This is a genomic window from Nocardioides sp. NPDC059952 (assembly GCF_042730435.1).
Classification (GTDB): domain Bacteria; phylum Actinomycetota; class Actinomycetes; order Propionibacteriales; family Nocardioidaceae; genus Nocardioides.
The window spans coordinates 1-23,431 of record NZ_JBHWLY010000091.1 but is presented as its reverse complement, the minus strand read 5'-3'; the positions used below and the strand labels follow the sequence as shown (position 1 = coordinate 23,431).

The window sequence follows — 23,431 nt, the reverse complement described above, 5'->3', positions numbered from 1 at the left end:
CACCCACACTTTGCCCGGCTGCGTGTGTTTGTTAACCCCCGCCCCCCCCCGGCGCCGGATCTCGTCAGTTTGAGCCGACTCGGCCTCAGGCGAGCGAGACCAGGTCGGCGTACTCCTCGTTCCACAGGTCCTCGACACCGTCGGGCAGGATGAGCACCTTGTCGGGCTCCAGCGCGTGCACGGCGCCCTCGTCGTGGGTGACCAGCACGATCGCGCCCTCGTAGCGGCGGATCGCGTTGAGCACCTCTTCGCGGGAGGCCGGGTCGAGGTTGTTGGTGGGCTCGTCGAGCAGGAGCACGTTGGCCTTGGAGACGACCAGGGAGGCCAGCGCCAGCCGGGTCTTCTCGCCTCCGGAGAGCACGCCGGCGGGCTTGTGCACGTCGTCGCCGGAAAAGAGGAACGCACCCAGCACGGTGCGGGCCTCGGTGTCGGTCAGCTGCGGCGCCGAGGACTGCATGTTCTGCAGCACCGACCGCTTGGTGTCGAGGGTCTCGTGCTCCTGGGCGTAGTAGCCGATCTTGAGCCCGTGCCCCGGCACGACCTCACCGGTGTCGGAGGCGTCGACGCCGGCCAGGATGCGCAGCATCGTCGTCTTCCCGGCGCCGTTGAGACCGAGGATGACCACGCGGGTCCCCTTGTCGATGGCCAGGTCGACCGCGGTGAAGACCTCCAGGCCGCCGTAGGACTTCGACAGGTCGTGAGCGGTGAGCGGAGTCTTGCCGGACGGCGCCGGCGAGGGGAACTTGATCGCGGCGACCTTCTCCTGCTGCCGCTCCCCCTCGACGCCCGCCATGATCTTCTCGGCACGCTTGAGCATGCTCTGCGCGGCGGTCGCCTTGGTGGCCTTGGCACGCATCTTGTTGGCCTGGTCGGTGAGCGTCTTGGCCTTGTTCTGCGCGTTCATCAGCTCGCGCTTGCGCCGGGCCTCGTCGGTCTCGCGCTGGGTCAGGTACTGCTTCCACGGCATGTTGTAGATGTCGATCACCTCACGGTTGCCGTCGAGGTGGAAGACCTTGTTGACCGTCTGGGCGAGCAGGTCGTTGTCGTGGGAGATCACGATGAAGCCGCCCTTGTAGGACTTCATCCAGTCGCGCAGCCAGATGATCGAGTCGGCGTCGAGGTGGTTGGTCGGCTCGTCGAGGATCAGCACCTCGGCGCTGGAGAACAGGATGCGCGCCAGCTCGACCCGGCGGCGTTGACCGCCGGAGAGCGTCTTGAGCGGCTGGGTCATGATCCGGTCGGGGATGCCGAGCGACTGGGCGATCTGCAGGGCCTCGGTCTCGGCCGCGTAGCCACCGCCGGCGTCGAGCTCGTCGTGGGCGCGCTGGTAGCGCTTCATCGCCTTCTCGCGGACGTTGGGATCATCCGATCCCATCTCCTCCTCGGCGATCCGCATGCGGCGTACGGCATCGTCGAGCCCGCGCGCGGACAGGATCCGGTCCTTGGCGATCACCTCGGGGTCGCCGACCCGTGGGTCCTGGGGCAGATAGCCGATCTCGCCGGTGTTGGACACCGTTCCTGAGGCAGGCAGGTGGTCACCGGCGAGCACCTTCGTCAGGGTCGTCTTTCCAGCGCCGTTGCGGCCTACGAGCCCGACCTTGTCGCCGGGTCCGACTCGGAATGTGACGTTCTCCATCAAAAGTCTGGCGCCGACGCGGACTTCTAGGTCATGGGCAGTGATCATCTCCGTCACTAGTGTATGGGCGGGGCACTCGGTCCCACACATCACCACCTCCAGGGGGACAAGATGCGGTTCAACCCGAAGGCCAGACTCGACACCAGCCGGACCTCCGGCGGGGGCGGCGGTGGCGGGTTCGGCGGTGGAGGTGGCGGCCGGATCCCGATCCCCGGAGGCAAGGCGAGCGGCGGCATCGGCACCGTCATCCTGCTCCTGGTCTTCTTCCTCGTCACCCAGTGCATGGGTGTCGGGCCGCAGGTCCTCGGCGACAGCGGAGGCTCGACGTCGGTCGGCACCGGCACCTTCGGCGGCATCGAGGCGGCCGAGGGCGGCGACACCGGCGACTTCGGATCGTGCGAGACCGGCGAGGACGCCAACACCGACGAGAACTGCGCCTTCGTGGCGCTGGAGAACTCGATGACCGGCTACTGGGACTCCCAGCGGGACCTCTCCGGCCGGTTCCGCCCCGAGCAGTCCGTGGTGATCTTCGCCGACCAGGTCCAGACCGGCGGCTGCGGCTCTGCCTCCAGCGCCGTCGGCCCGTTCTACTGCCCGGCCGACGAGACCATCTACCTCGACCCGACGTTCTTCGACTCGATCTTCGAGCAGCTCGGCGGGCAGGACACCACCTTCGTACGCGCCTACGTGCTCGCCCACGAGTACGGCCACCACATCCAGAACCTGCTCGGCACCATGGGCCAGGTCCGCACGCAACAGGGTCCCGAGTCCGACGCCGTACGCCTGGAGCTGCAGGCCGACTGCTACGCCGGCATGTGGACCGCGGCCGCCGAAGGCGACGGGTTCGTCGAGGACATCACCGACCAGGACATCACCGAGGGCATCACCGCCGCCAAGACCGTCGGCGACGACCACATCCAGTCCCGGACCACCGGCCGGGTCGACACCTCGCAGTACACCCACGGCTCCTCCGAGCAGCGGATCGCCTGGTTCAGGAAGGGCCTGACCACCCCCGACTCGATCGCCGGCTGCGACACGTTCAAGGCGAACGACCTCGACAACCCGTAACCGTCCGGGCCTTCGCTACATCTCGAGCAGCGCCTCCACCAGCGGCGCCTGCTTCTGCAGGTTCCGCAGGTGGGGAGCGACCGCGGGGTGGCGGAACTTGGCGAGCAGCGGGCCCTCCCCCGGCGTGATCCGGCTCAGCGCCCACTCGGCGCGGCTCAGCGCGGTGTAGACCGCGCTGATCTGCGCGCCGAGCTTCACCTCCTCACGGGTCGCGACGCCGGCGGGCAGCCCCAGGACGTACGCCTCCAGCAGTGGCTCGAACGACTCCCGGGCGTGCAGCAGATAGAGCCCGAGATCACCACCGACGGGTCCGTGGCCCAGGCTCGACCAGTCGATCGCGATCAGCTGCTCGCCGTCCTCGGTGCGGCCGAGGAGGTTCTGCGGCGCCGGGTCGCCGTGCTGGGCGACCTGGGGCAGCTCGTCGAGGAGGCTGGTGAAGCGCCCGCGCCGCTCCCAGAGGGTGTGGGCGATGTCCGCGGCGGTCGTGCGCATCATGGTCGGCCAGCCGCCGTTGTACTCCACCCGCGCGATCCGGTCGCGGAACTGGTCGCGCGCCAGCCAGCGCACCTCGCCCAGGTCCGCGCCGGCGAAGCGGCCCATCGAGAGCGCGGCGAAGAGCCCGGAGTTGGCGGCGTCCTCGACCCACTCGGTGGTCAGCGTGATGCCCTCGTCGTCCTCGGCGACGCTCGTGTGCGCACCGATCATGCCCGGGGTGTCCTCGACGAGCCCCGAGGTGGCGACGTCGGCCGCCCGCCGCCAGTAGGCGAAGTGTCGCCGGCGGCCCAGCTCGGCCGGATCGTACGTCCCCGGCTGCCCGAGGCGTTTGACCACGACCGGCTCCTGCTCCTCGCCCACGGCGGTGCGCCAGACCCCCAGCGTGGAGGGTCCGGTGCCGCCGGGGAGGACGAGCCACCCTGGGTCGGGCTGCCACATGCTTGCCAAAGTAGCGCATCCTCGCAGGTCGCAACGGCACTCGCCGCCGCAAGGCGATGACAGATGCGTTGACGGGATGCTGAGTTTGATCTCGGTGCCGATATGGTTGAGCCGATGTCCGAGACTGACTACTGCGAGCTGTGCGACCTGCCGAAGTCACAGTGCATCCATGGGCGGCCCCCGGCCCCGCCCGCCCCGGCTCCAGTGAAGAAGCCGGCGACCCGGGTGCGCAAGACCACGACGAGCACGACGGCCGCCGCGCCGAAGGTCGTCACCAAGTCGGCTCCCCGCAAGTGGACCCCGCCGGCCGCCTTCGCGCCGCTCATCCTCGAGATCCTCGAGACCGCCGGCGGCTCGATGTCCGCCGACGACGTCCTCGACGAGCTCGAGAGCCAGCTGGCCGACAGCCTCCTGCCCGGAGACTTCGAGACCACCCCGGAAGGCGAGCTCCGCTGGCGCTACGCGGCGCGACGCGCCCGCCAGACGCTGCTGACCGACGGCCTGATGATCAAGGGCTCACCCGGAGTCTGGCAGCTCCCCTGAGGCGTCAGCTGTCGGCGTTGAGGACCTCGATCCGCACCTTCTGGGCCTCCTCGATGGCCTGATCGAGCACCGCGCGGTTGGGGTCCTGCACGGCCAGCCACAACCCGGTCACCGTGAGCGCCTGAAGCCGCCGATCCGCGAGCACGTCGTCGACGCCGCCGTGGTCGCCGCCGGTCACGAGCGGACCACGCAGCCCGTCGAGGATCCGGGCGGCGTGCTCGGCCGCCGCCTCGTACGCAGCGCTGGCCTGGTTGGCCCGGCGCCGGGCGAAGCGCTGCTGACTCCAGCCACCCGCCTTGGTCTTCCCCTGGACGTGCCGGCGCCCGATCTTGTGGTCGGCGATCTCGCCGCCGCTCATCCGGGCGATCGCGAAGCCGCCCTTGCGCACCAGCAGCAGGCCCCAGGCCCGCGGGGCCGCCGAGGCGTCGATGAACGCCTCGACCTCGGCCGGCCCGGCGTACGTCCTCTCGAACGGCAGCGCCGCGATGAACGAGGAACCGTCGGCCGCAGCACCGGTCAGCGCACCGGAGTCGACCGCGAGCCGGGTCTGGCCGTGGCGCCCGGCGAAGTTGTCGACCCAGCGCTGGATCCGAGCGACCGGGACGGCGACGTTGGGCATGTCCGTACGCTACCGGTCCAGGCCACGCAGCAGCCGTGGCGGCGCGATCTGGCGGTAGGCGTCCTCGCAGATCTCGGCGACCTCACCCCAGTCGACGTCGCCGTCGAGCCGCATGCCGACCCAGCCGCGACCACCGACGTAGGGAGGTACGAAGAAGCGCTCGGGATCGTCACCGACGACCTCGGTCTGCACTCCCGCCGCCGCAGCCGCCCACAGATGCGGCTCGTCCCGCCCGTGATGGCCCTGCGGCCACAGCATCACGAACTGCTTCTTCACGAAGAAGCCGGGCGACCCATGGGTGACCCGCTCGGCACTCTCCGGGAACCGGAGACAGATCTCCCGGATCCGGTCGGTCAGCTCGGTCGGTGTCATGGGCCCATCATCCGACGTGGCGGATCACTCTCGCTGGCGTTCCCGCCGCGACGACCCGATCGGGCACATCGCTCAGTACGACGCTTCCCGCACCGATCACGGAGTCAGCACCGATCCTCACGCCCGCACCGACGGTGACGTTCGTGCCCAGCCAGACGTTCGAGCCGATCTCGATCGGCAGTGCGCGCTCCCATCCCTCGCGCCGCTTCTCCGGGTCTTCGATGGGGTGCAGGGCAGTGACCAGCTGCGCGCCAGGCCCCATGCGTACGTCGGCGCCGACCCGGATCGGCGCGTCGTCCATGAGGAAGGCGTTGGCGTTGACGAACGCCCGGTCGCCCAGGCTGATGTTGTAGCCGTAGGAGCATTGGAAGCGAGGCACGACCTCGACGTTCGAACCGACCTCGCCGAGGAGCTCACGCAGCACCGTGCCGCGTACGTCGTCATCGTCGGCTCCAGCGGCGTTGAAGCGGTCAAGGCGCCGCAAGCAGTCGCGGCGGAGGCTCTGGAGCTCGGCATCGTCGAGATACCACTCGCCCGCCTCGAGGCGGCTCCGCTGCTCACCCACGCAGCGGTCACTCAGGCTTCGGCCAGACGAGCTCGAACTGTTCCATCACGACCGCCATGTCCTCGCTGAACTCGTGGTCGGGACCGGCGAACTCGGTGAAGAAGCGTTCGTGGACCTCGCGCCAGTATTCGAGCGACAGGTCGCCCTCACCCTCCAGCCGGGCGAACTCCTCGGGGACCTCCCGGAACGGGGCGACGTCGACCTGGGTGGTGGCGATCAGTGCCCGCGGATGACCGGACCCGTCGAGGATGATGCTCATGCCGCCCACGGTCGGGAACGGCTCCTCGCCGCTCTCGAAGTCCCACTGCGCCGTGGCCGTCGCCGTCTTCACTCCCTCGAGGACGAGCTCGAGCAGCCCGTCTGCCTCTTCCGGCGTCCCGCCGAACCCCCACGCCGGTGGCTGCAGCGCCTCCAGCGGGGACGCGCCGAAGTAGCCCGGGGCGGCACTCAGGTGGGCGTGATGCTTCACGTCCTCCCAGAACGCGGCAACCTCTGCCTCTTGCTCAGGGTTGTCGGGGGCCATGACGGCGTCGTCGCTCATAGGCGACACTCAATCACAGTTCGCGCTGACCGCGCCGGGACTCGACGGAGGTGTCCGGCGCGGGTGATCGCGCGGTCACCAGGCGGGCTTCGGCGTGCCAGCCGAGGCCGGCGTAGAGCGGCTCGCCCATCTCGCTGGCGACCAGGAGGCCGTGGCCCGCACCGGCCTCGCGAGCGGCCGCGACGAGCAGGCTCATCACCGCGCCGCCGAGCCCGCGGCGCCGATGGTCGGGGTCGGTCCGGATGCGGTCAGCGACGGCGTCGGTGCCGATGACGGCGATCGTTCCATCCGCGGCCGCAGCCTCCCCCGCGCGCACCGTCACCGTGATGACACCGCCGTCGCGCTCCACCTCGGCGCGGTAGCCCTCCGGGAGCTCGCGGGACGCATGGTCGGCGAGGTCGATCGACATCAGCGCCTCCTCGCGGTCGTCGGTGACCAGCCCGGCCTCGACCAACCAGGGACGTACGCCCGCGGGCGACTCGGTCACGACGGAGAGCCACGCCTCGGGCGTGGCCCGGGCGCTGTCGACGAGCCCGGCGAGCGTGTCCGCGGCGTCGGTCGCCACCCACTCGACCTGGCGCCCGGGCTGTCCCACCTCGACGCGTACGCCTCCGGGCACCGTCGCGGGGCGCGGGCATCCCCGCGCGTAGGCCCAGCCGCGGGCCCACCGGGCGACCAGCTCGGGGAGGTCGGGGTCCTGCGCGGCGGCGGCGAGGGCGATCTGGCGACCGCGGTACCTCTCCCCCAGCACCGTCGCGACCAGCACGGCGACCGCCAGGCCGAACGCCAGCGGGTCGAGGGTGATCAGCCCGATCACCGCGATCCCCACCGCGGCGATGTACCCGAACCAGATCCGACCAGGAGCCTCCACGTCCGCGGAGCCTACCCGGGTCAACCGATCCGCTTCCGCAACGTCGCCACCCCGGGTCCGTCGAGATCCACCAGCGCGACCGACCGGCCGGAGACCGCCATCGCCAGGGCCTCGCTGGGACCGGCGACCTCTCCGCCCGAGCCATCGGCCGCGGTCCAGGACCAGTCCTGGTCGGTCGCGCGCAGCGCGAGCCCGTCGAGCCGTCCGGCCGGGACCACCCCGAGCGAGGCCTGCCTGGTCGGCAACCAGTCGAGCACCGCGCGCCAGTCCTCGAGCGAGACGTCGGTGTCGAGACCGAGCGGCCGGACACAGTCACGCAGATGGATGCAGTGGTCGGTGAACTGCCCCATCGGACCGACCCCGGGTGCCGGCACTCGCTTGGTGGCGTACGTCCTCAGCAGGTCGGTCAGCTCGTTGACCGGCCGGCGAGCCTGCTCCTCGGCGATCGCGGCGGAGGCGCGGTCGATGGAGCCGCGGGCCAGCATCGTGCGCCACAGCAGCCGGCCGATCCCGACCGAGAACGGCATCGCACTGTGCCCCAGCACCTCCCTCACCGTCCAGGCCGAGCAGAGGCTCCGCGTCTCCAGCTGGGACTCGTCGAGGCCGTCGAAGAAGTCGGCGAGCAGGCGGCGGTTGGCTGCGGTGCGGGCGGCTACGTCCATGCCTCCACCCTGCCAAACAAACCAGTGGCCGCGCAGGGGTGCGGTCAGTAGCGTTGAGGACATGAGCGAATGCATCACCACCTACGACATCCTGGTCCGACCGGTCCAGGGCGTGGACTTTGTGCGCATGGAGCCGCAACGACCGTAGGTGCTCACCGCACCCACCAGGGCCGCTCCGATCGACGGGAGCGGCCCTTTCTCATGTCCAGCAGCATCACCAGGAGGTGAACGAGATGGAGATCATCACACTCTTCGGAGAGGGATTCAGCACCAAGACCTACGAGCTGACGCTGAAGCACCCGACTCCCCGGACCGACGAGTGGGCCTGTGTGGGCGAGGACCCGGAGCTCTTTCACCCCGAGGACCTCACCCAGCTCGCCGAGGCGCAGGAGGTCTGCGCCGGCTGCCCGATGCGGCAGACCTGCCTCGACCTCGGGACCGCCCGGCGGGAGTGGGGTGTGTGGGGAGGCGTCCTCCTGGAGAGCGGGAAGCCCCGCACCGAGCCCAGAACTCCCGGAAGAAAGCCCTACAAGCGCAGCCAGGAAGCGATCGCGAGAGCGGGAAGAGTTGCGTGAAAAGTGACGTGGGAGTCCTGATGTCACCCGGTGACCTCAGGACTCCCACGATCCACGAACGGCCCGGGTCGCGAGGCATCGAGTTCGGTGCGGCCACCCGGGGTGATGGTTCACCTGACTTCGGGCCGGATGCGGTTGCCTGCCCGGCGCTCACGAGACAACCCACCAACAACGTTCGACAACTGGCGGCGTGACAGACAAGTGAAAGCGGGCTCGGTCACGCTTGCCGAAGTAGTCCGGGCTGACCGCACCGCGCGTTGAGAGGAAATGCAGATGACCGCTTCTGATCCGCAACCGCATGGTTCCTACGAGGACCTCCGCTCGCTGGTCGAGAAGGTCGCGCACGCGGCCATCCAGGCCGAGATGTCCTACAACTACGACTGCAGCCTCCATGGCGACCACTACGTGCACCGAGCGTCGGGCTATGTAGTGACGAGCTTCCCTGGCCCCGGCGGTCCCCCCACCGGCGTGGTGACATTGCGCGCCGAACCATCGGCGGGTCTGGGCGACACGCAAGAGTCAGACATCCATTTCGATCCGACCGCCGACGTCTATGAGCCGTGGACGCAGGCCGTCGAGGACGTATTCCGCGACTGGCACGACCTGCCCAACCCCTACGACAGCTCACGGTTCTCCGGTCCCGCCACGTCGGTTGAAGACGCGATCTCGGTGCTGGCCTGTGGTGGGCAGGTACCAGGAGAAACGTCCAAGCCGTCAGGCAATGCACTGGCCGCGCGGCTGTCCTTCGTGGTCTCAGAGCTGGCGCCGTTCAATGCCGCGACGGTAGACGCCTTCAGCAAGAACTTCCTCACGTGGGTCGCCCCCAGTTGTATGAATGACGCCGTGGCTGGGGCCGCACTGGCCGCGGCATACCGCACTGAGGAGCAGATCTGGATTCGCTCCCGCAAGGCGATCACCCTGATCGCCGAGCAAGCAGCGAAGGCCATGTACCCCATCGGGACGGACGCGAAGGCCGGTTGGACCGTCTTGGGCATCATGCAAGGCGTGGTTGGCCTCTTGGTATCCGGTCCTGTGGGCGCGGTGGTCGGGGTGGCCAATACGTTGCTGTCAACGGTCGAGAAGGCAACTTCCCTGATTCCGGCGACCCCCGACACACGCGAACTCCATGGACCCAACATGCAGGTGGTGCTCGACAACACAGCCGCAGCCGTCAAGAAGCTCAATGAGCGGATACGCACCGAGGAGCAGGCCGTCTGGGAAATCCTGGACGCGATGCTTCAGGAGATGAGCGGCGCCACCGGCTCCGAGCCGAAGTTCGCTCCCCCACGCCCCGATGACCTGTTCTCCGAGACTGATCCGACTGACCTGGTCACGGCGCGCGAGGAGGTGTACGTCGATCCCGGCAAGCTCCGAACCATCGGCAACGACGACATGCGTTTCGTCGGCGAGCAAATCCGAAACACGGCGAAGGCCATCGACGTCTTCCCCGGGAGCAGCGCGTTCGGTCGACCGTCGAGCATCGGGTTGGGACCCACCGGCCCGAGCGGCCTCATCGAGGTGCTCACCGACGCGCTCACCACAGTGCTGCTGAACATGGGGCAGCACTGCATCGACGCCGGCGAGGTCTTGGCGATCGCAGCCGATGCGTTCTCGAAGACCGATGCGCACGTACGCGATCGCCTCGAGCAGCACCGCAAGGAGATCGCGGACGACCTCGGTCCTGGCGATCCGACGGCCCATCGCGACCGCCCAGGACGGGAGTACGCCTGATCTCCTGACAGACACAGGCCCGGTTGGGCAGCACACCCGACAGAGGCCCGAGCTTGGTGTCTACACCCCGCAACCACCCGACCGAGGCGTGTCACCGAGAGGCGTGGCCCTGACCAGCCCTGTCACCCAGCGGTGCGTTATGCCGTCGATGAACGGGATCAGACGTTGAACCCGAGCGCGCGCAGCATCTCGCGGCCGTCGGGGGTGATCTTGTCCGGGCCCCACGGCGGCATCCAGACCCAGTTGATGTGCACGTCGTTGACCATGCCCTCCAAGGCCTGGGCGGTCTGGTCCTGGATGACGTCGGTCAGCGGGCAGGCCGCCGAGGTCAGCGTCATGTCGATGACCACGTTGGAGTGGTCCTCGATGTGCAGACCGTAGATCAGACCCAGGTCGACGACGTTGATGCCGAGCTCGGGGTCGACGACGTCCTTCATCGCCTCCTCGACGTCCTCGATCTTCAGGCTCGCGCCCTCGACCGTGGACGTACGCATCCCCTGCCACTCCGGGGCCTCGTGACCGTGGCCATGGCCGTGGCCCGAGTGGTCGTGACCGGAGTGGTCATGACCCGCGTGGTCGTGTCCCGCATGATTGTGCTCAGTGTGGTCGGTCTCAGTCATCAGTTCTCCTCGGCGACAGCCTTGGCGGTGGCGTCTTTCCACGCCATCCACGACAGCAGCGCGCACTTGATCCGGGCGGGGAACTTGGCGACGCCGGCGAAGGCGATGCCGTCCTCCAGAATGTCCTCGTCGGGCTCCACCTGGCCCTTGCCCTGCATCAGCCGCAGGAACTCCTCGTGGATGACCATCGCATCGTCGACCGTCCTGCCGACGACCAGGTCGTTGAGCACGGAGGCCGATGCCTGCGAGATCGAACAGCCGAGGGCGTCGTAGGAGATGTCCTCGATCTTGCCGCCGGCGACGTGGATCCGCAGGGTGATCTCGTCACCGCAGGTCGGGTTGACGTGGTGAACCTCCGCCTCGAAGGGGTCGCGAAGACCCTTCCCGTGCGGGTTCTTGTAGTGATCCAGGATGATCTCCTGGTACATGCTCTCGAGGTTCGCGGCAGTCATCACTGGTCCAACTTGAAGAACGTGCGTACGTATTCCAACCCCTCGACCAGCGCGTCGATCTCGGCGGGCGTGGTGTAGAGGTAGGACGACATCCGGTTGGAGGCCTGTACGCCGAACCGCTGGTGAGCCGGCTTGGCGCAGTGGTGCCCGGCGCGGATGGCGACGCCCTTGGAGTCGAGGACCTGGGCCACGTCGTGCGGATGCACACCGTCGAGCTCGAAGGAGATCGCCCCGCCGCGCTTGGCCGCGTCGGCCGGGCCGAGCACGGTCACGCCCGGGACGGTCGCGAGGCGCTCCAGCGCGTAGGCAGTGATCGCCTGCTCGTGGGCGTGGACGTTCTCCATGCCGACGTGCATGAGGTATTCGAGTGCCGCTCCGAGACCCACGGCCTCGGCGATCGGCGGCGTGCCGGCCTCGAACTTGTGCGGGATCGGCGCGTAGGTCGACTTCTCCATCGTCACCGTCGCGATCATCTCGCCGCCACCGAGGAACGGCGGCAGCGCCTCGAGCGCGGCACGCCGGCCCCACAGGACGCCGATACCGGTCGGGCCGACGACCTTGTGGCCGGTGAAGACGAGGAAGTCGGGACGCTCCTCCTCGGCCATCGAGGCCAGGTCGATCGGCAGCACCGGCGCGGCCTGCGCGGCGTCGACGACGACCAGCGCGCCGACCTCGTGGGCCTTGCGGGCGATCTCGGCGACCGGGTTGATCGTGCCGAGCATGTTGGAGACCCAGGTCAGCGCGACGACCTTGGTCGCCGGCGTGATCAGCTCGTCGATGTTCGACAGGTCGAGATCTCCGGAGTCGGTGAGCCCGAACCACTTCAACGTCGCACCCGCACGCTGCGTGGCGAGCTGCCACGGAACGATGTTGGAGTGGTGCTCCATCTCGGTGGTCACGACCACGTCGCCCTCGGCCAGCGGCACGGTGTTGGCGACCAGGTTGAGCCCCTCGGAGGCGTTCTTGGTGAAGATCACCTCGTCGCGCTCGGGCGCGCCGAGGAAGCGCGCGACGGTGTCGCGCGCCCCCTCGAACGCCTCGGTGGCCTCAGCACCCAGGTGGTGCATCGCCCGGGCGATGTTGGCGTTGTGCCGCTCCAGGTGGTCGACCATGGTGTCGATCACGATCTGCGGCTTCTGCGAGGTGTTGGCGCTGTCGAGGTAGACCAGCGGGGTCTCGCCGCCGTCGAAGGTGCGCTCCAGGATCGGGAAGTCCTTGCGGACCAGATCCAGGTCGGGCAGCAGACCCTTCATGTCAGACCCCTGCCGCGACGTACTTCTCGTAGCCGTTGGCCTCCAGCTCCTCGGCCAGGTCCGGGCCACCCGACTCCGCGATCTTGCCTGCCACGAAGACGTGCACGTGGTCAGGCTTGATGTAGCGCAGGATGCGGGTGTAGTGGGTGATCAGCAGGACCGACTTGCCATCGCGGGCGCGGAAGTCGTTGATCCCCTCGGAGACGACCTTGAGCGCGTCGATGTCGAGGCCGGAGTCGATCTCGTCGAGCAGCGCGAAGGCCGGGTCGAGGATGTCGAGCTGGGCGATCTCGTGGCGCTTCTTCTCGCCGCCGGAGAAGCCCTCGTTGACCGAGCGCTGCGAGAAGGACGGGTCCAGGTGCATCTTGTTCATCGCACCGTTGACGTCCTTGACCCACGTACGCAGCTTGGGGGCCTCGCCGGTCAGCGCGGTCTTCGCGGTGCGCAGGAAGTTGGCCACGCTCACGCCGGGAACCTCGACGGGGTACTGCATCGCCAGGAACAGACCAGCCTTGGCACGCTCGTCGACCGACATCTCCAGGACGTCCTCACCGTCGAGGGTGACGGTGCCGCCGGTGATGGTGTACTTCGGGTGGCCGGCGATCGAGTAGGCAAGCGTCGACTTGCCCGAGCCGTTGGGGCCCATGATCGCGTGGGTCTCGCCGGAGTTGATCGTCAGGGTCACGCCCTTGAGGATCTCCTTGGCACCGTCCTCGGTGTCGACCGAGACCGTGAGGTCCTTGATCTCAAGCGTGCTCATGCGGTTGCGTCCTTCTCGATAAGGGTGTTGATGTTCTTGGCGAGCTCGGCCTCGACCGTGCCGGTCAGCTTCTCCTCGAGCTCGGGGACACCGATCTGACGGATCAGATCGTTGAAGAAGCCGTGCACGACCAGGCGCTTGGCCTCGGTCTCGGAGATGCCGCGGCTCTGCAGGTAGAAGAGCTGCTCGTCGTCGAAACGGCCGATCGCCGACGCGTGACCCGCGCCCTCGATCTCGCCGGTCTCGATCTCCAGGTTGGGCACGGAGTCGGCCCAGGCACCGTCGGTGAGGATGAGGTTGCGGTTCTCCTCATACGTCTCGATGCCCTCGGCCTCCTTGCGGATCAGCACGTTGCCGATCCAGACCGCGTGAGCCTTCTCGCCCTGCAGCGCGCCCTTGTAGATCACGTTGGACTTGGTCTTCGGCGCGGTGTGGTCGACGAAGAGGCGGTGCTCGATGTGCTGGCCGGCATCGGCGAAGTAGAGGCCGAGCGACTCGACGGAGCCGCCGGGACCGGAGTACTCCGCCGAGAAGTCGTGGCGCACCACGTCGCCGCCGAAGCTCACCGAGACGTGCTTCAGGTTGGCGTCGCGGCCGACCTTGGCGTGCTGGGTGGAGAGGTGGACGGCGTCGTCGGCCCAGTCCTGGACGGAGACGACGGTGAGGTCGGCACCGTCCTCGACGACGATCTCGATGTTGTCGGCGACGACGGCGGAGCCCTCGAAGACCAGCACGACGGTCGCCTTGGCGAACTTCTCCGCCACGATCACCGCGTGACCGGCGCCGGCGGTCTCCGAGCCGGTGCCGTGGTGGCGGATCACGGTCGCGCCCTCGACGACGGTGTCGGTCGGGATCCGCACGAGGGTCGCGCCGGTGCTGGCCGCCCAGGCCCGCGCCGAGACACGGTCGGTCGGGACCAGACCCGAGGACCCGCGTACGTCATCGTCGGCCGCCACGGTCTCGACGGTCACACCCGCGGCTGCCTCGACCTCCACCTTGGTCGCACCGTCGGCGAACGGGGCGTCGTCGTGGATCTTGTGGAGGCGCTTGAGCGGGGTGAACCGCCAGATCTCCTCGCGACCCTTCGGCACCTCGTGGGCGTCGACGTCGAAACTTCCCTCCGGGTGGAGGTGGCTCTCGACCTTGTTCATCTCGAGAGCGTCAGCTACTGCCGTCATCAGCCGACGGCTCCTTCCATCTGCAGTTCGATCAGGCGGTTGAGCTCGAGGGCGTACTCCATCGGGAGCTCCTTGGCGATCGGCTCGACGAAGCCGCGCACGATCATCGCCATCGCCTCGTCCTCGGCCATGCCGCGGGACATCAGGTAGAACAGCTGGTCGTCGGAGACCTTCGAGACGCTCGCCTCGTGACCCATCGAGACGTCGTCCTCGCGGATGTCGACGTAGGGGTAGGTGTCCGAGCGGGAGATCTGGTCGACCAGGAGCGCGTCGCAGAGCACGTTGGACTTCGAGCCGTGGGCGCCCTCGTTGATCTGGATCAGACCGCGGTAGGAGGTCCGGCCACCGCCGCGGGCCACCGACTTCGACAGGATCGAGCTGGAGGTGTTCGGGGCGGCGTGCACCATCTTGGCGCCCGCGTCCTGGTGCTGGCCCTCGCCGGCGAAGGCGATGGAGAGCGTCTCGCCCTTGGCGTGCTCACCCATCAGGTAGACCGCCGGGTACTTCATGGTCACCTTCGAGCCGATGTTGCCGTCGACCCACTCCATGGTCGCGCCCTCCTCGCAGACGGCGCGCTTGGTGACCAGGTTGTAGACGTTGTTCGACCAGTTCTGGATGGTCGTGTAGCGAACCCGGGCGTTCTTCTTCACGATGATCTCGACGACCGCGGAGTGCAGCGAGTCGGACTGGTAGATCGGCGCGGTGCAGCCCTCGACGTAGTGAACGTAGGAGCCCTCGTCGGCGATGATCAGGGTGCGCTCGAACTGGCCCATGTTCTCGGTGTTGATCCGGAAGTAGGCCTGCAGCGGGATGTCGACGTGGACACCCTTGGGCACGTAGATGAAGGAGCCACCCGACCACACCGCGGTGTTCAGCGCGGCGAACTTGTTGTCGCCGACCGGGATCACCGTGCCGAAGTACTCCTGGAAGATCTCCGGGTGCTCCTTGAGCGCGGTGTCGGTGTCGAGGAAGAGCACGCCCTGGGCCTCGAGGTCCTCGCGGATCGAGTGGTAGACGACCTCCGACTCGTACTGCGCGGCGACACCGGCGACCAGGCGCTGCTTCTCCGCCTCCGGGATGCCGAGCCGGTCGTAGGTGTTCTTGATGTCCTCGGGCAGGTCCTCCCACGAGGTGGCCTGCTTCTCCGACGAGCGCACGAAGTACTTGATGTTGTCGAAGTCGATGTCCGAGAGGTCGGAGCCCCAGGTGGGCATCGGCTTGCGGCCGAAGAGCTTGAGGCCCTTCAGGCGCAGGTCGAGCATCCACTGCGGCTCGGACTTCTTGCCGGAGATGTCGCGGACGATGGCGTCGTTGAGACCGCGCTGTGCCGCGGCACCGGCGACGTCCGAGTCGGACCAGCCGAACTCGTACTTGCCGATGCCCTTCAGCTCGGGGTTGAGCTCCTCGATGGAGGTCATGTCGTGACCTGCTCCTTCTTCTTCGAAACTTCGCCGGGACCGGAGGATCCAGGAGGGATGTGCGTCGTGCAGACTCCGTCGCCGTGGGCGATGGTGGCCAAGCGTTGTACGTGGGTGCCGAGCAGCTTCGCGATCGCCTCTGTCTCCGCCTCGCAGAGCTCGGGGAACTCCTGGGCGACGTGGGCGACCGGGCAGTGCTGCTGGCACAGCTGCTCACCCGCGTCATGACCGTTGATCAGCGGCAGCTCCCTGACGGAGGCCGCGTAGCCGTTGGCTGTGAACACGTTCGCGAGCACCTGCGCGGGGCTGAGGTCCGTCTCGCCGGCGGCGATCCGGTCCAGTCCCTGCTTGATGAACGCCGCGCGGCGCTCCGCGAATTCCCGCACGGCCTCCTCGCCGGCCACCTCGGAGAGGAACCGGAGCGCCTCGACCGCCAGGTCGTCGTACTTCTTCTCGAAGCCGTCCCGACCCTGGTCGGTGAGCGCGAAGAGCTTGGCCGGGCGGCCCCGCCCGCGCGTGGACGCGGTGCGCGGCTCGCGCTGCTCCACCGCCTCCTCCTCGGCCAGGGCGTCCAGGTGGCGCCTGACCGCGGCCGGGGTGAGATCGAGGCGCTTGGCCAGCGTCGCAGCGGTCTGCGGACCGTCGACGAGCAGCGACCGAGCGACCCGCTGGCGGGTGCTCTCCTCGCTGGTCTCTGCGCTGTGCCCATGAGCAGGCAGAGTGCTCTCGTCGAATTTCACAACACCATTGTGACGTTATTCCCCCGAGGGATTCAACGAAGGCAACCCTTACTAGCCCGCCGGACGGCGACGACGTGTCGTACGTCACCACCGATCAGCCCGTCGGCATCCCGTCCAGGGTCGGAGAGGCGAGAGCGGCGACGCCGACGAAGACTGTGTCGGGCGGCAGCCAACGGGTGCCACGGTCGGAGCGGAGGACCGCGCGGCCGCGTTCGAGGTCGAAGATGCCGACCCGGGTGCGGCCACCGGAGCGCACGACCGCCACCTCACCGCGCCTGGGTCGGCGGGGGTTGATCATCAGGTCGGAGCCGGGCGGCAGGCCGCGGGAGGTGAGGTGTGCGCCGACAAGGCGGTGGACCTGCGCTCCGTCATCCGGCGCAGGCGCGGGTGATCGTTTGGCAGGCACCGGCACCGCTTCGAGAGCGACATCGAACGGCAGCGGCACGTCCCACCTGGACGCACCCCCAGTCGATCTCATGTTCGAAAGCGTACCGGTCGACGACGGCATACGGAACCATCCGTCGCGCTGGCTGAGAGACTGCGGCCCATGACAGTCAACGACCCCACGGACTGGGAGGCCGCCTACGTCCGCGGCACGACCGGCTGGGACCTCGGCGCTCCCCTGACCTACGTCGAGGAGGACGCGGCGCTGTTCGGCGAGCCCGGTAGCGCCTTCGCACCCGGCGCCGGCCGGGGACACGATGCGGCGGGGTTGGCGGCTGCCGGATGGCGTACGACGGTTGTCGACGTCTCGCCGACCGCGGCCGCCTATGCAGCAGAGCACTACCCGGATCTCACCTACGTGGTCGGCGACGCGCTCGACGTCGACATCGTCCTGGACGCGACCGGCGGACCGGTGGACCTGATGTGGGACCACACCTTCTTCTGCGCGCTGCCGCCCGCCTGGCGAAGCCGCGTCGGTGACCTGGCCCGCGCGGTCGTACGCCCCGAAGGGCGGGTCGCGTCAGGGGTCTTCCCGATCAACCGGCCGAGCGAGGAAGCGGGCCCGCCATGGACCTACGTCCCCGAGGACATGACCCGCGCCCTCGGCCCCGACTTCGACCTGATCCACCTCTCCGAGCCGCGCCGACTGAACCCGCGACTGCCATGGAGCCACCGCCTCGGGATCTGGCAGCGTTCCCGAGGGTTGTGAAGCTGAGAGTGACCTATAGACCACGCTCAGCTTCACAACCTCAGCCCTTCACGCAGAGCAGCGTGCGCAGCCGAGCCTCGACGGAGACCAGGTCGGTCTGCGCCTCGATGACGCTCTCCAGCGACTTGTACGCACCCGGGATCTCGTCGACGACACCCGCATCCTTGCGGCACTCGACGCCCTCGGTCTGAGCGGCGAGGTCGGCGACGGTGAAGGTCTTCTTCGCCTTCGTACGCGACATCTTCCGGCCCGCACCATGGGAGGCGGAGCAGTAGGAGGCCTGGTTGCCGAGGCCACGGACGACGTACGATCCCGTGCCCATCGAGCCCGGGATCAGGCCGAACTCGTCGGACTTGGCCGAGATCGCGCCCTTGCGGGTGACCACCAGGTCGACGCCGTCGTAGGTCTCCCGAGCGACGTAGTTGTGGTGGGCGTTGACCTCGCGACCCCACACGACGGACGGGAAGAAGCGCGCGAAGACGCCCTTCACCGTGGCCATCATGATCCGCCGGTTGAGCTTGGCGTAGTCCTGGGCCCAGTAGAGGTCGTGCAGGTAGGCGTCCATCTCCGCGGTGCCGGCCAGGAAGACCGCCAGGTCGCGGTCGGGCAGGCCCAGGTTGTGCTCGAGCCCCTTGGCCGCGTAGATGTGTCGCTCGGCGATCTCCTTGCCGATGTTGCGGGACCCACTGTGCAGCATCAGCCACACAACGCCGTCGTCGTCAGAGGTCAGCTCAATAAAATGATTTCCTCCGCCGAGCGAGCCGCACTGCGCGACCGCCCGCTTGTGCCGGTCGTCGAGCTTGGGCGCTCGGAGCTCCTCGAAGCCGCCGAAGAGCTTGTCGAAGGCGACCTTCAGCCGCAGGTCCTTGCGGACGACGCCGGCCTGGCCGTCGTTGGCCTGGAAGCCGACCGGGACCGCGTCCTCGATCGCCGACCGCAGCGGGCCGAGGTCGTCGGGCAGGTCGCTCGTCGTGACCGAGGTCTTGACCGCCATCATCCCGCAGCCGATGTCGACGCCGACCGCGCTCGGCGAGACCGCGTCCTTCATCGCGACCACGGATCCGACCGTGGCGCCCTTGCCGAGGTGTACGTCGGGCATGACGCGTACGCCGTGCACCCACGGCAGCTTGGAGATGTTGCGCAGCTGGTCCTGGGCGGCGTGCTCGATCTCGTGCGGGCGGGCCCACATCAGGGTCTCGGCCTTGGCGCCGGCCAGCGCGATCGGGAACTCGTCCATCATTTCTCTCTCGTTTCGTCAGGGCCGGGGCATACGAAAGGGCCGCTCCGGCCGGGGTTCTTTCGGCGGGAGCGGCCCTTTCGGGGACAGCGCTGAGGCTCAGCGCGTCGGCGGCTCCTGGCCGAGGCGGTCCGAGCGGAGGTCGGACGGCAGGCAGGGTTCACTCGCCAGACCGAGTTTCTCGGCGGCGTAGCGGTTTTCGAGCGACCTGCGCATGCTCATCTCCTCGTGGTGTGTCTGTGTGCCGGAAACGGTAGTCAGCGGCGTACGTCCGGTGCCACTGGTTTTACGCGAGGCGGGCGGGGAAGCCGCCGGTGGCGATCGGGCCCCAGCGCTTCGGGGTGATCCGGAGGAGGGACTTGCCCTGGTCGACCATGGCCTGGCGGTACTCGTCCCAGTCGGAGTGCTCGCCGGAGATGTTGCGGAAGTAGGTGACGAAGGCGTCGAGGGCCTCGGAGCCGGAGGACGCGTCGAGGACCTCGGCGTCACCGTCGACCTGGACCCAGGCGCCGTTCCACTCCTCGGAGAGCACCATGACGCTGACCTGCGGACGGCTGCGGGCGTTGCGGGTCTTGGCCCGCTCGGGGTAGGTCGCGATCACAATCCGCCCGTCGTCGTCGACGCCCCCGGTGACCGGCGAGAGCTGCGGAGACCCGTCGGCTCGGCCGGTCACCAGGATCATCTGGTGGCGGGGCCGGACGAACTCCAGGAGCCCCTCGAGATCAACGGTCGTGTTCGTCGCGATCGTGCGTGCCATGGTCCCCAGCCTGCCAGGTGAACCCGTCCGGGTCGGTGAAGGCCTCGCCGGCGCCACCCAGGACGATCCCGTACGCGGCGGACGGGTCGAGCGCGACACCGGTCTCCTTCTCCAGGGCGTGCCGCGGGTAGATCGCGAGCTGGACCGCCCCGGGAGCGGCCTCGAACTCGGCGTACTTGCCACCGAAGCTCCGCTTCACCCCGAGCCCGCGCTCGGCGTAGAACCGCTTGCTCGCCTTGACGTCGGCGACGCCGAGGAGCAGGACGATGTCGTCGATCTCCCGGGTGGCGGGGCCACGGTCCTTCTTGGCGGAGGTCGCGAGCTTCCAGATCGAGCCGTCGGGGGCCTGGACGATGCCGCCGTAGCCCCAGAACGACTTCTCGACCGGCTTGAGCGAGGTGGCGCCGGCGGCGAGGGCCGAGTCGACGAGGCTGTCGACCGTCGAGGGCTGGCTCACGACCAGCGAGATCGTGAACGGCCGGCCGGTGCCGGTGCCCGGGCCCTGGCGTACGGAGATCTGGTCGGTGAGCCCGAAGGCCTTCTCGTAGAACGCGCGGGCGTCCGTGGGGTCGGTTGCGTCGAGGGTGATGGTCTGAAGTGTGAACATGTCTCGACCTTAGGAATCCCGGGGCCGTTGGGGCTTCTCGATTCCTGACCGCCTTGTCTGTTGATCTCCTGAGCAGAAATTGTGTCTGAGACACCGCGTCATGGCCCCCGGGGCATCACGTCTCATCCCCGCGTTGGCCGTCCTTCGGTGGGAGTTGGGCGGCCAACGTCCTGATAGCCGGCTAAGAATCCACAGGATCACAGCTACGCGATTGGGCCCCCGGCGTGCGCCTTCTTAGACTGCCGCCGTGGAATCTTCCGTCGCCAGGCCAGCTGTCGAGGTACGCGACTTGCGCATGGCCTACGGCGACAAGACGGCCGTCGACGGCCTCACGCTGAGCGTCGCCGCGGGCTCGATCACGGCCGTGCTCGGGCCGAACGGCGCCGGAAAGACCACCACTCTGGAGACGTGCGAGGGCTATCGCAAGCCCCAGCAGGGCACGGTGCGGGTGCTCGGGCTCGACCCGATCGCCGACCGCAAACAGCTGCTCCCCCGGATCGGGGTGATGCTGCAGGGGCAGGGCGCCTGGAGCGGCGTACGCGCCATGGAGATGCTCAAGCACATCGCTCGGCTGCACGCGCATCCGCTCGACGTCGACCAGCTGGCCGACCGGCTCGGTCTGGGCGAGTGCGGTCGCACCCCCTATCGGCGACTCTCCGGCGGGCAGCAGCAGCGGCTCGGGCTGGCGATGGCGCTGGTCGGCCGGCCGGAGCTGGTGTTCGTGGACGAGCCGACGGCGGGGATGGACCCGCAGGGGCGGCGTACGACCTGGGAGCTGCTCCGCGAGCTCCGCGCCGACGGCGTGACCGTCGTGCTGACCACCCACTACCTGGAGGAGGCCGAGGAACTGGCCGACCAGGTGCACATCATCGACCGCGGCCGGATGATCGCCTCCGGCACGCCGCTGGAGCTCACCCGCGGCGGCGCGACCGCCACCGTCCGGCTGGTGGTGACCAAGCCGTTCCCGCCGGGTGCCCGCGAGTCGCTGCGCAAGGCGCTCGGCGAGGACACCGAGGTGACCCTGCTCGACGAGCGCTCGATGCGGGTCACCGGCAAGGCCGACCCGACCACCCTCGCCAAGGTGAGCCGCTGGTGCGAGGAGAACGACGTCCTCCCGGAGTCGCTGACCCTGGGCCGCAGGAGCCTCGAGGACGTGTTCCTCGATCTCACCGGAGGGCTCCATCTCACCGAGGGGATCGAGCATGTCTGAGGTGGCCACGGGGACCTTCACCCCGAAGCCCGGTGGCGCCCCGATCACCCAACAGGTGGTCGCCCAGGCGCTGATGGAGGCGAAGCTGATGCTTCGCAACGGAGAGCAGCTCCTGCTGGCCGTCGTGATCCCGGTGATGGTGCTGATCGGCGGCGTCACCGCCGGCAACGCGATCGACCTCGACCTCGGCACCGACCGCGCCTTGGTGGACATCCTGACCCCGGGCGTCCTCGCGCTGGCGATCATGTCCACGAGCTTCACCAGCCTCGCGATCGCGACCGGGTTCGAGCGGCGCTACGGCGTGATCAAGCGGCTCGGTGCCTCACCGCTGCCCCGGATCGGGCTGCTCGCCGGCAAGGTGCTCGCGCTCGGCTGCGTACAGCTCGTGCAGCTCTTCGTCATCGGCGCCGTCGGCCAGATCCTCGGCTGGACCCCCGCCGCGGGGTTCGGCACCGTCCTCGCCTTCTTCCTCGCCATCGCGATGGGCACGCTGGCCTTCGCCTCGCTCGGGCTCTTCGTCGCCGGCGTGCTGCGCGCCGAGGCGACCCTGGCGGCGGCCAACCTCATCTACCTGCTTCTTCTGGCCGGCGGTGCCGTGGTGCTGCCGCTGACCGCCTACGGCGCCTACGGCGACGTCGCCCGCTGGCTCCCCTCGGGCGCACTCGGAGAGGCGGTACGCACCGCCTTCCTCGACGGCGTCCCCGCCTGGCGAGACCTCGGCGTGCTCCTGATCTGGGCCGTCCTCGGCTCCACCCTCACCGCTAGGACCTTCAAGTGGGAATGACGACCACCGAACCCTCCACCGACCCCGGCCCCTCGGCCAGGCACAAGGTCCTCGGCTGGCTCCGCGCCCACGCGTACGGCCTCGCGATCGCCAACCTCGTCGCCAACATCGGGATCGTGGTGACCGGCGCGGTGGTCCGGCTGACGGGCTCCGGCCTCGGCTGCCCGACCTGGCCCAAGTGCACCGAGGAGTCCTACGTGGCTCACGAGGCGCTCGGGATCAACGGGGTCATCGAGTTCGGCAACCGGCTGCTGACCTACGTCCTGGCCGCGATCGCCATCACCGTCGTCATCGCCGTCTGGAACCGCCGCGGCACCATCCGCACCTTGGCGGTCGTCATCGCCCTCGGCGTCCCGCTGCAGGGTGTCATCGGCGGCATCACCGTCCTCTCCGAGCTCAACCCCTATGTCGTCGCGCTGCACCTGCTCGCCTCGATGGCGATGGTCGGCCTGTGCGTATGGCTGCTCGACGACCTCCGCTCGCCGGAGCGTGAAGCCGCGCCGCGCACCGTACGCATCGCCGCCGTGGTCACCTTCGTCGTCGGCTGGCTCTCGCTCTGGCTCGGCACGGTCGTGACCGGCTCCGGCCCTCACTCCGGCGACCTCGACTCCCGCCGCACCGGCCTCGACCCGGCCCTGATGTCCCACATCCACGCCTACGCCGTCTACGCGCTCATCGCCGCGACGCTGGTCACGCTGTGGCTGGGCCGGAAGAACGCGTACGTCCGCCGGGTCACGATCGTCCTGCTGGTCATCGAGCTGGCTCAGGGCCTGATCGGCTGGGTCCAGTACCTCACCGACCTCCCCGTCCTCCTCGTCGGCTTCCACATGCTCGGCGCGGCTCTGATCTCCGCCGGCCTCGCCCGCGTCCTGGTCTCCACCCGCGCCCACTCCGCCTGACCGCCGAAGCGTCAGCCCCGTCGGGCGAGACGTCACGTACGTCGGGCCAGACGTCACCTACGTCGGTCGAAGCGTCACGTACGTCGGCCGAAGCGTCACGTACGTCGGCCGAGTTGGCAGGGCATTGCGCACTCGTCCGACCGGGCTGACGCCTCGTCCGACCGGGCTGACGCCTCGTCCGACCGGGCTGACGCCTCGTCCGACCGGGCTGACGCCTCGTCCGACCGGGCTGACGCCTCGTCCGACC

General features: G+C 68.8%; 27 protein-coding genes. 8 read left to right on the top strand and 19 right to left on the bottom strand.

What is annotated here, in order from left to right; all coding sequences use genetic code 11:
* Positions 1–85: 85 nt before the first annotated feature.
* Positions 86–1,684 (bottom strand): ABC-F family ATP-binding cassette domain-containing protein, encoded by a 1,599-nt coding sequence (locus ACFV9G_RS26895; protein WP_378731859.1) that lies wholly within the window; start codon positions 1,682–1,684, stop codon positions 86–88.
* Between the two features lie 63 nt (positions 1,685–1,747).
* Here ACFV9G_RS26895 and ACFV9G_RS26890 point away from each other — a divergent pair, with 63 nt between their 5' ends.
* Entirely contained in the window at positions 1,748–2,704 is a 957-nt protein-coding gene (locus ACFV9G_RS26890; RefSeq protein ID WP_378731857.1) for a neutral zinc metallopeptidase, read from the top strand.
* Between the two features lie 15 nt (positions 2,705–2,719).
* On the opposite strand, the gene ACFV9G_RS26885 is transcribed toward ACFV9G_RS26890, so the two are convergent.
* Entirely contained in the window at positions 2,720–3,637 is a 918-nt protein-coding gene (locus ACFV9G_RS26885) for a phosphotransferase (RefSeq protein ID WP_378731855.1), read from the bottom strand.
* Between the two features lie 114 nt (positions 3,638–3,751).
* Here ACFV9G_RS26885 and ACFV9G_RS26880 point away from each other — a divergent pair, with 114 nt between their 5' ends.
* On the top strand, positions 3,752–4,180 hold the full coding sequence (locus ACFV9G_RS26880; RefSeq protein ID WP_378731853.1) for a hypothetical protein: 429 nt from the start codon (positions 3,752–3,754) through the stop codon (positions 4,178–4,180).
* 4 nt (positions 4,181–4,184) lie between these two features.
* Here ACFV9G_RS26880 and ACFV9G_RS26875 read toward each other — a convergent pair whose 3' ends face one another.
* Genes ACFV9G_RS26875 through ACFV9G_RS26850 form a run of 6 tightly spaced genes read right to left on the bottom strand, consistent with a single transcriptional unit; the run spans position 4,185 to position 7,810 of the window.
* The gene (locus ACFV9G_RS26875; RefSeq protein ID WP_378731851.1) at positions 4,185–4,799 is read right to left on the bottom strand and encodes an acVLRF1 family peptidyl-tRNA hydrolase; all 615 of its coding nucleotides are present in this window, start codon (positions 4,797–4,799) and stop codon (positions 4,185–4,187) included.
* Positions 4,800–4,808: 9 nt separating this feature from the next.
* A complete protein-coding gene (locus ACFV9G_RS26870) occupies positions 4,809–5,171 on the bottom strand; it encodes an MmcQ/YjbR family DNA-binding protein (RefSeq protein WP_378731849.1) in 363 nt (120 codons plus the stop codon).
* A 7-nt stretch (positions 5,172–5,178) separates the two neighbouring features.
* A complete protein-coding gene (locus ACFV9G_RS26865) occupies positions 5,179–5,736 on the bottom strand; it encodes a sugar O-acetyltransferase (RefSeq protein WP_378731847.1) in 558 nt (185 codons plus the stop codon).
* Between the two features lie 7 nt (positions 5,737–5,743).
* A complete protein-coding gene (locus ACFV9G_RS26860) occupies positions 5,744–6,277 on the bottom strand; it encodes an ASCH domain-containing protein (RefSeq protein WP_378731845.1) in 534 nt (177 codons plus the stop codon).
* A gap of 13 nt (positions 6,278–6,290) precedes the next feature.
* Positions 6,291–7,148, bottom strand: a complete 858-nt coding sequence (locus ACFV9G_RS26855; protein WP_378731843.1) for a GNAT family N-acetyltransferase — start codon at positions 7,146–7,148, stop codon at positions 6,291–6,293.
* A 20-nt stretch (positions 7,149–7,168) separates the two neighbouring features.
* Positions 7,169–7,810: a maleylpyruvate isomerase family mycothiol-dependent enzyme gene (locus tag ACFV9G_RS26850; protein ID WP_378731841.1), complete on the bottom strand. Its 642-nt coding sequence runs from the start codon at positions 7,808–7,810 to the stop codon at positions 7,169–7,171.
* 233 nt (positions 7,811–8,043) lie between these two features.
* Between ACFV9G_RS26850 and ACFV9G_RS26845 the strand changes: the two genes are divergently transcribed.
* Both ACFV9G_RS26845 and ACFV9G_RS26840 read left to right on the top strand, forming a co-directional pair.
* Positions 8,044–8,385, top strand: a complete 342-nt coding sequence (locus ACFV9G_RS26845) for a WhiB family transcriptional regulator (RefSeq protein WP_378731839.1) — start codon at positions 8,044–8,046, stop codon at positions 8,383–8,385.
* Positions 8,386–8,658: 273 nt separating this feature from the next.
* Positions 8,659–10,116 (top strand): hypothetical protein, encoded by a 1,458-nt coding sequence (locus ACFV9G_RS26840; RefSeq protein WP_378731837.1) that lies wholly within the window; start codon positions 8,659–8,661, stop codon positions 10,114–10,116.
* 158 nt (positions 10,117–10,274) lie between these two features.
* Here ACFV9G_RS26840 and ACFV9G_RS26835 read toward each other — a convergent pair whose 3' ends face one another.
* The 8 genes from ACFV9G_RS26835 to ACFV9G_RS26800 form a co-directional block, all read right to left on the bottom strand.
* Complete coding sequence (locus ACFV9G_RS26835; protein WP_355227836.1) at positions 10,275–10,610, bottom strand: metal-sulfur cluster assembly factor; 336 nt, start codon at positions 10,608–10,610, stop codon at positions 10,275–10,277.
* Positions 10,611–10,735: 125 nt separating this feature from the next.
* Positions 10,736–11,188 carry a Fe-S cluster assembly sulfur transfer protein SufU gene (sufU, locus tag ACFV9G_RS26830; protein WP_378731835.1) on the bottom strand — a complete coding sequence of 151 codons (453 nt, stop codon included), beginning with the start codon at positions 11,186–11,188 and terminating at the stop codon, positions 10,736–10,738.
* Complete coding sequence (locus ACFV9G_RS26825; RefSeq protein ID WP_378731833.1) at positions 11,188–12,441, bottom strand: cysteine desulfurase; 1,254 nt, start codon at positions 12,439–12,441, stop codon at positions 11,188–11,190. Before ACFV9G_RS26825 ends, sufU begins: the two co-directional genes overlap by 1 nt.
* A 1-nt stretch (position 12,442) precedes the next feature.
* On the bottom strand, positions 12,443–13,201 hold the full coding sequence (gene sufC / locus ACFV9G_RS26820; RefSeq protein WP_378731831.1) for a Fe-S cluster assembly ATPase SufC: 759 nt from the start codon (positions 13,199–13,201) through the stop codon (positions 12,443–12,445).
* Entirely contained in the window at positions 13,198–14,379 is a 1,182-nt protein-coding gene (sufD, locus tag ACFV9G_RS26815) for a Fe-S cluster assembly protein SufD (RefSeq protein ID WP_378731829.1), read from the bottom strand. Before sufD ends, sufC begins: the two co-directional genes overlap by 4 nt.
* Positions 14,379–15,797, bottom strand: coding sequence for a Fe-S cluster assembly protein SufB (gene sufB / locus ACFV9G_RS26810; RefSeq protein WP_091041037.1), 1,419 nt, complete (start codon positions 15,795–15,797; stop codon positions 14,379–14,381). The genes sufD and sufB overlap by 1 nt, the downstream gene beginning before the upstream one ends.
* The gene (locus tag ACFV9G_RS26805) at positions 15,794–16,537 is read right to left on the bottom strand and encodes a helix-turn-helix transcriptional regulator (protein WP_378731825.1); all 744 of its coding nucleotides are present in this window, start codon (positions 16,535–16,537) and stop codon (positions 15,794–15,796) included. The genes sufB and ACFV9G_RS26805 overlap by 4 nt, the downstream gene beginning before the upstream one ends.
* 94 nt (positions 16,538–16,631) lie before the next feature.
* Complete coding sequence (locus ACFV9G_RS26800) at positions 16,632–17,015, bottom strand: hypothetical protein (protein ID WP_378731824.1); 384 nt, start codon at positions 17,013–17,015, stop codon at positions 16,632–16,634.
* 69 nt (positions 17,016–17,084) lie between these two features.
* Here ACFV9G_RS26800 and ACFV9G_RS26795 point away from each other — a divergent pair, with 69 nt between their 5' ends.
* Positions 17,085–17,690, top strand: a complete 606-nt coding sequence (locus ACFV9G_RS26795) for a methyltransferase domain-containing protein (RefSeq protein ID WP_378731822.1) — start codon at positions 17,085–17,087, stop codon at positions 17,688–17,690.
* A gap of 40 nt (positions 17,691–17,730) precedes the next feature.
* On the opposite strand, the gene ACFV9G_RS26790 is transcribed toward ACFV9G_RS26795, so the two are convergent.
* The 3 genes from ACFV9G_RS26790 to ACFV9G_RS26780 form a co-directional block, all read right to left on the bottom strand.
* Positions 17,731–18,927 (bottom strand): RtcB family protein, encoded by a 1,197-nt coding sequence (locus tag ACFV9G_RS26790; RefSeq protein ID WP_378731861.1) that lies wholly within the window; start codon positions 18,925–18,927, stop codon positions 17,731–17,733.
* Positions 18,928–19,213: 286 nt separating this feature from the next.
* Positions 19,214–19,684: a PPOX class F420-dependent oxidoreductase gene (locus ACFV9G_RS26785; RefSeq protein WP_378731820.1), complete on the bottom strand. Its 471-nt coding sequence runs from the start codon at positions 19,682–19,684 to the stop codon at positions 19,214–19,216.
* Positions 19,650–20,291 carry a glyoxalase gene (locus ACFV9G_RS26780; protein ID WP_378731818.1) on the bottom strand — a complete coding sequence of 214 codons (642 nt, stop codon included), beginning with the start codon at positions 20,289–20,291 and terminating at the stop codon, positions 19,650–19,652. Before ACFV9G_RS26780 ends, ACFV9G_RS26785 begins: the two co-directional genes overlap by 35 nt.
* Positions 20,292–20,538: 247 nt before the next feature.
* On the opposite strand from ACFV9G_RS26780, the gene ACFV9G_RS26775 reads away from it, so the two are divergent.
* Genes ACFV9G_RS26775 through ACFV9G_RS26765 form a run of 3 tightly spaced genes read left to right on the top strand, consistent with a single transcriptional unit; the run spans position 20,539 to position 23,184 of the window.
* Positions 20,539–21,501, top strand: a complete 963-nt coding sequence (locus ACFV9G_RS26775) for an ABC transporter ATP-binding protein (RefSeq protein ID WP_378731816.1) — start codon at positions 20,539–20,541, stop codon at positions 21,499–21,501.
* Complete coding sequence (locus tag ACFV9G_RS26770) at positions 21,494–22,285, top strand: ABC transporter permease (protein ID WP_378731814.1); 792 nt, start codon at positions 21,494–21,496, stop codon at positions 22,283–22,285. Before ACFV9G_RS26775 ends, ACFV9G_RS26770 begins: the two co-directional genes overlap by 8 nt.
* The gene (locus ACFV9G_RS26765; protein WP_378731812.1) at positions 22,282–23,184 is read left to right on the top strand and encodes a heme A synthase; all 903 of its coding nucleotides are present in this window, start codon (positions 22,282–22,284) and stop codon (positions 23,182–23,184) included. The genes ACFV9G_RS26770 and ACFV9G_RS26765 overlap by 4 nt, the downstream gene beginning before the upstream one ends.
* The last annotated feature ends 247 nt before the right edge of the window (positions 23,185–23,431 follow it).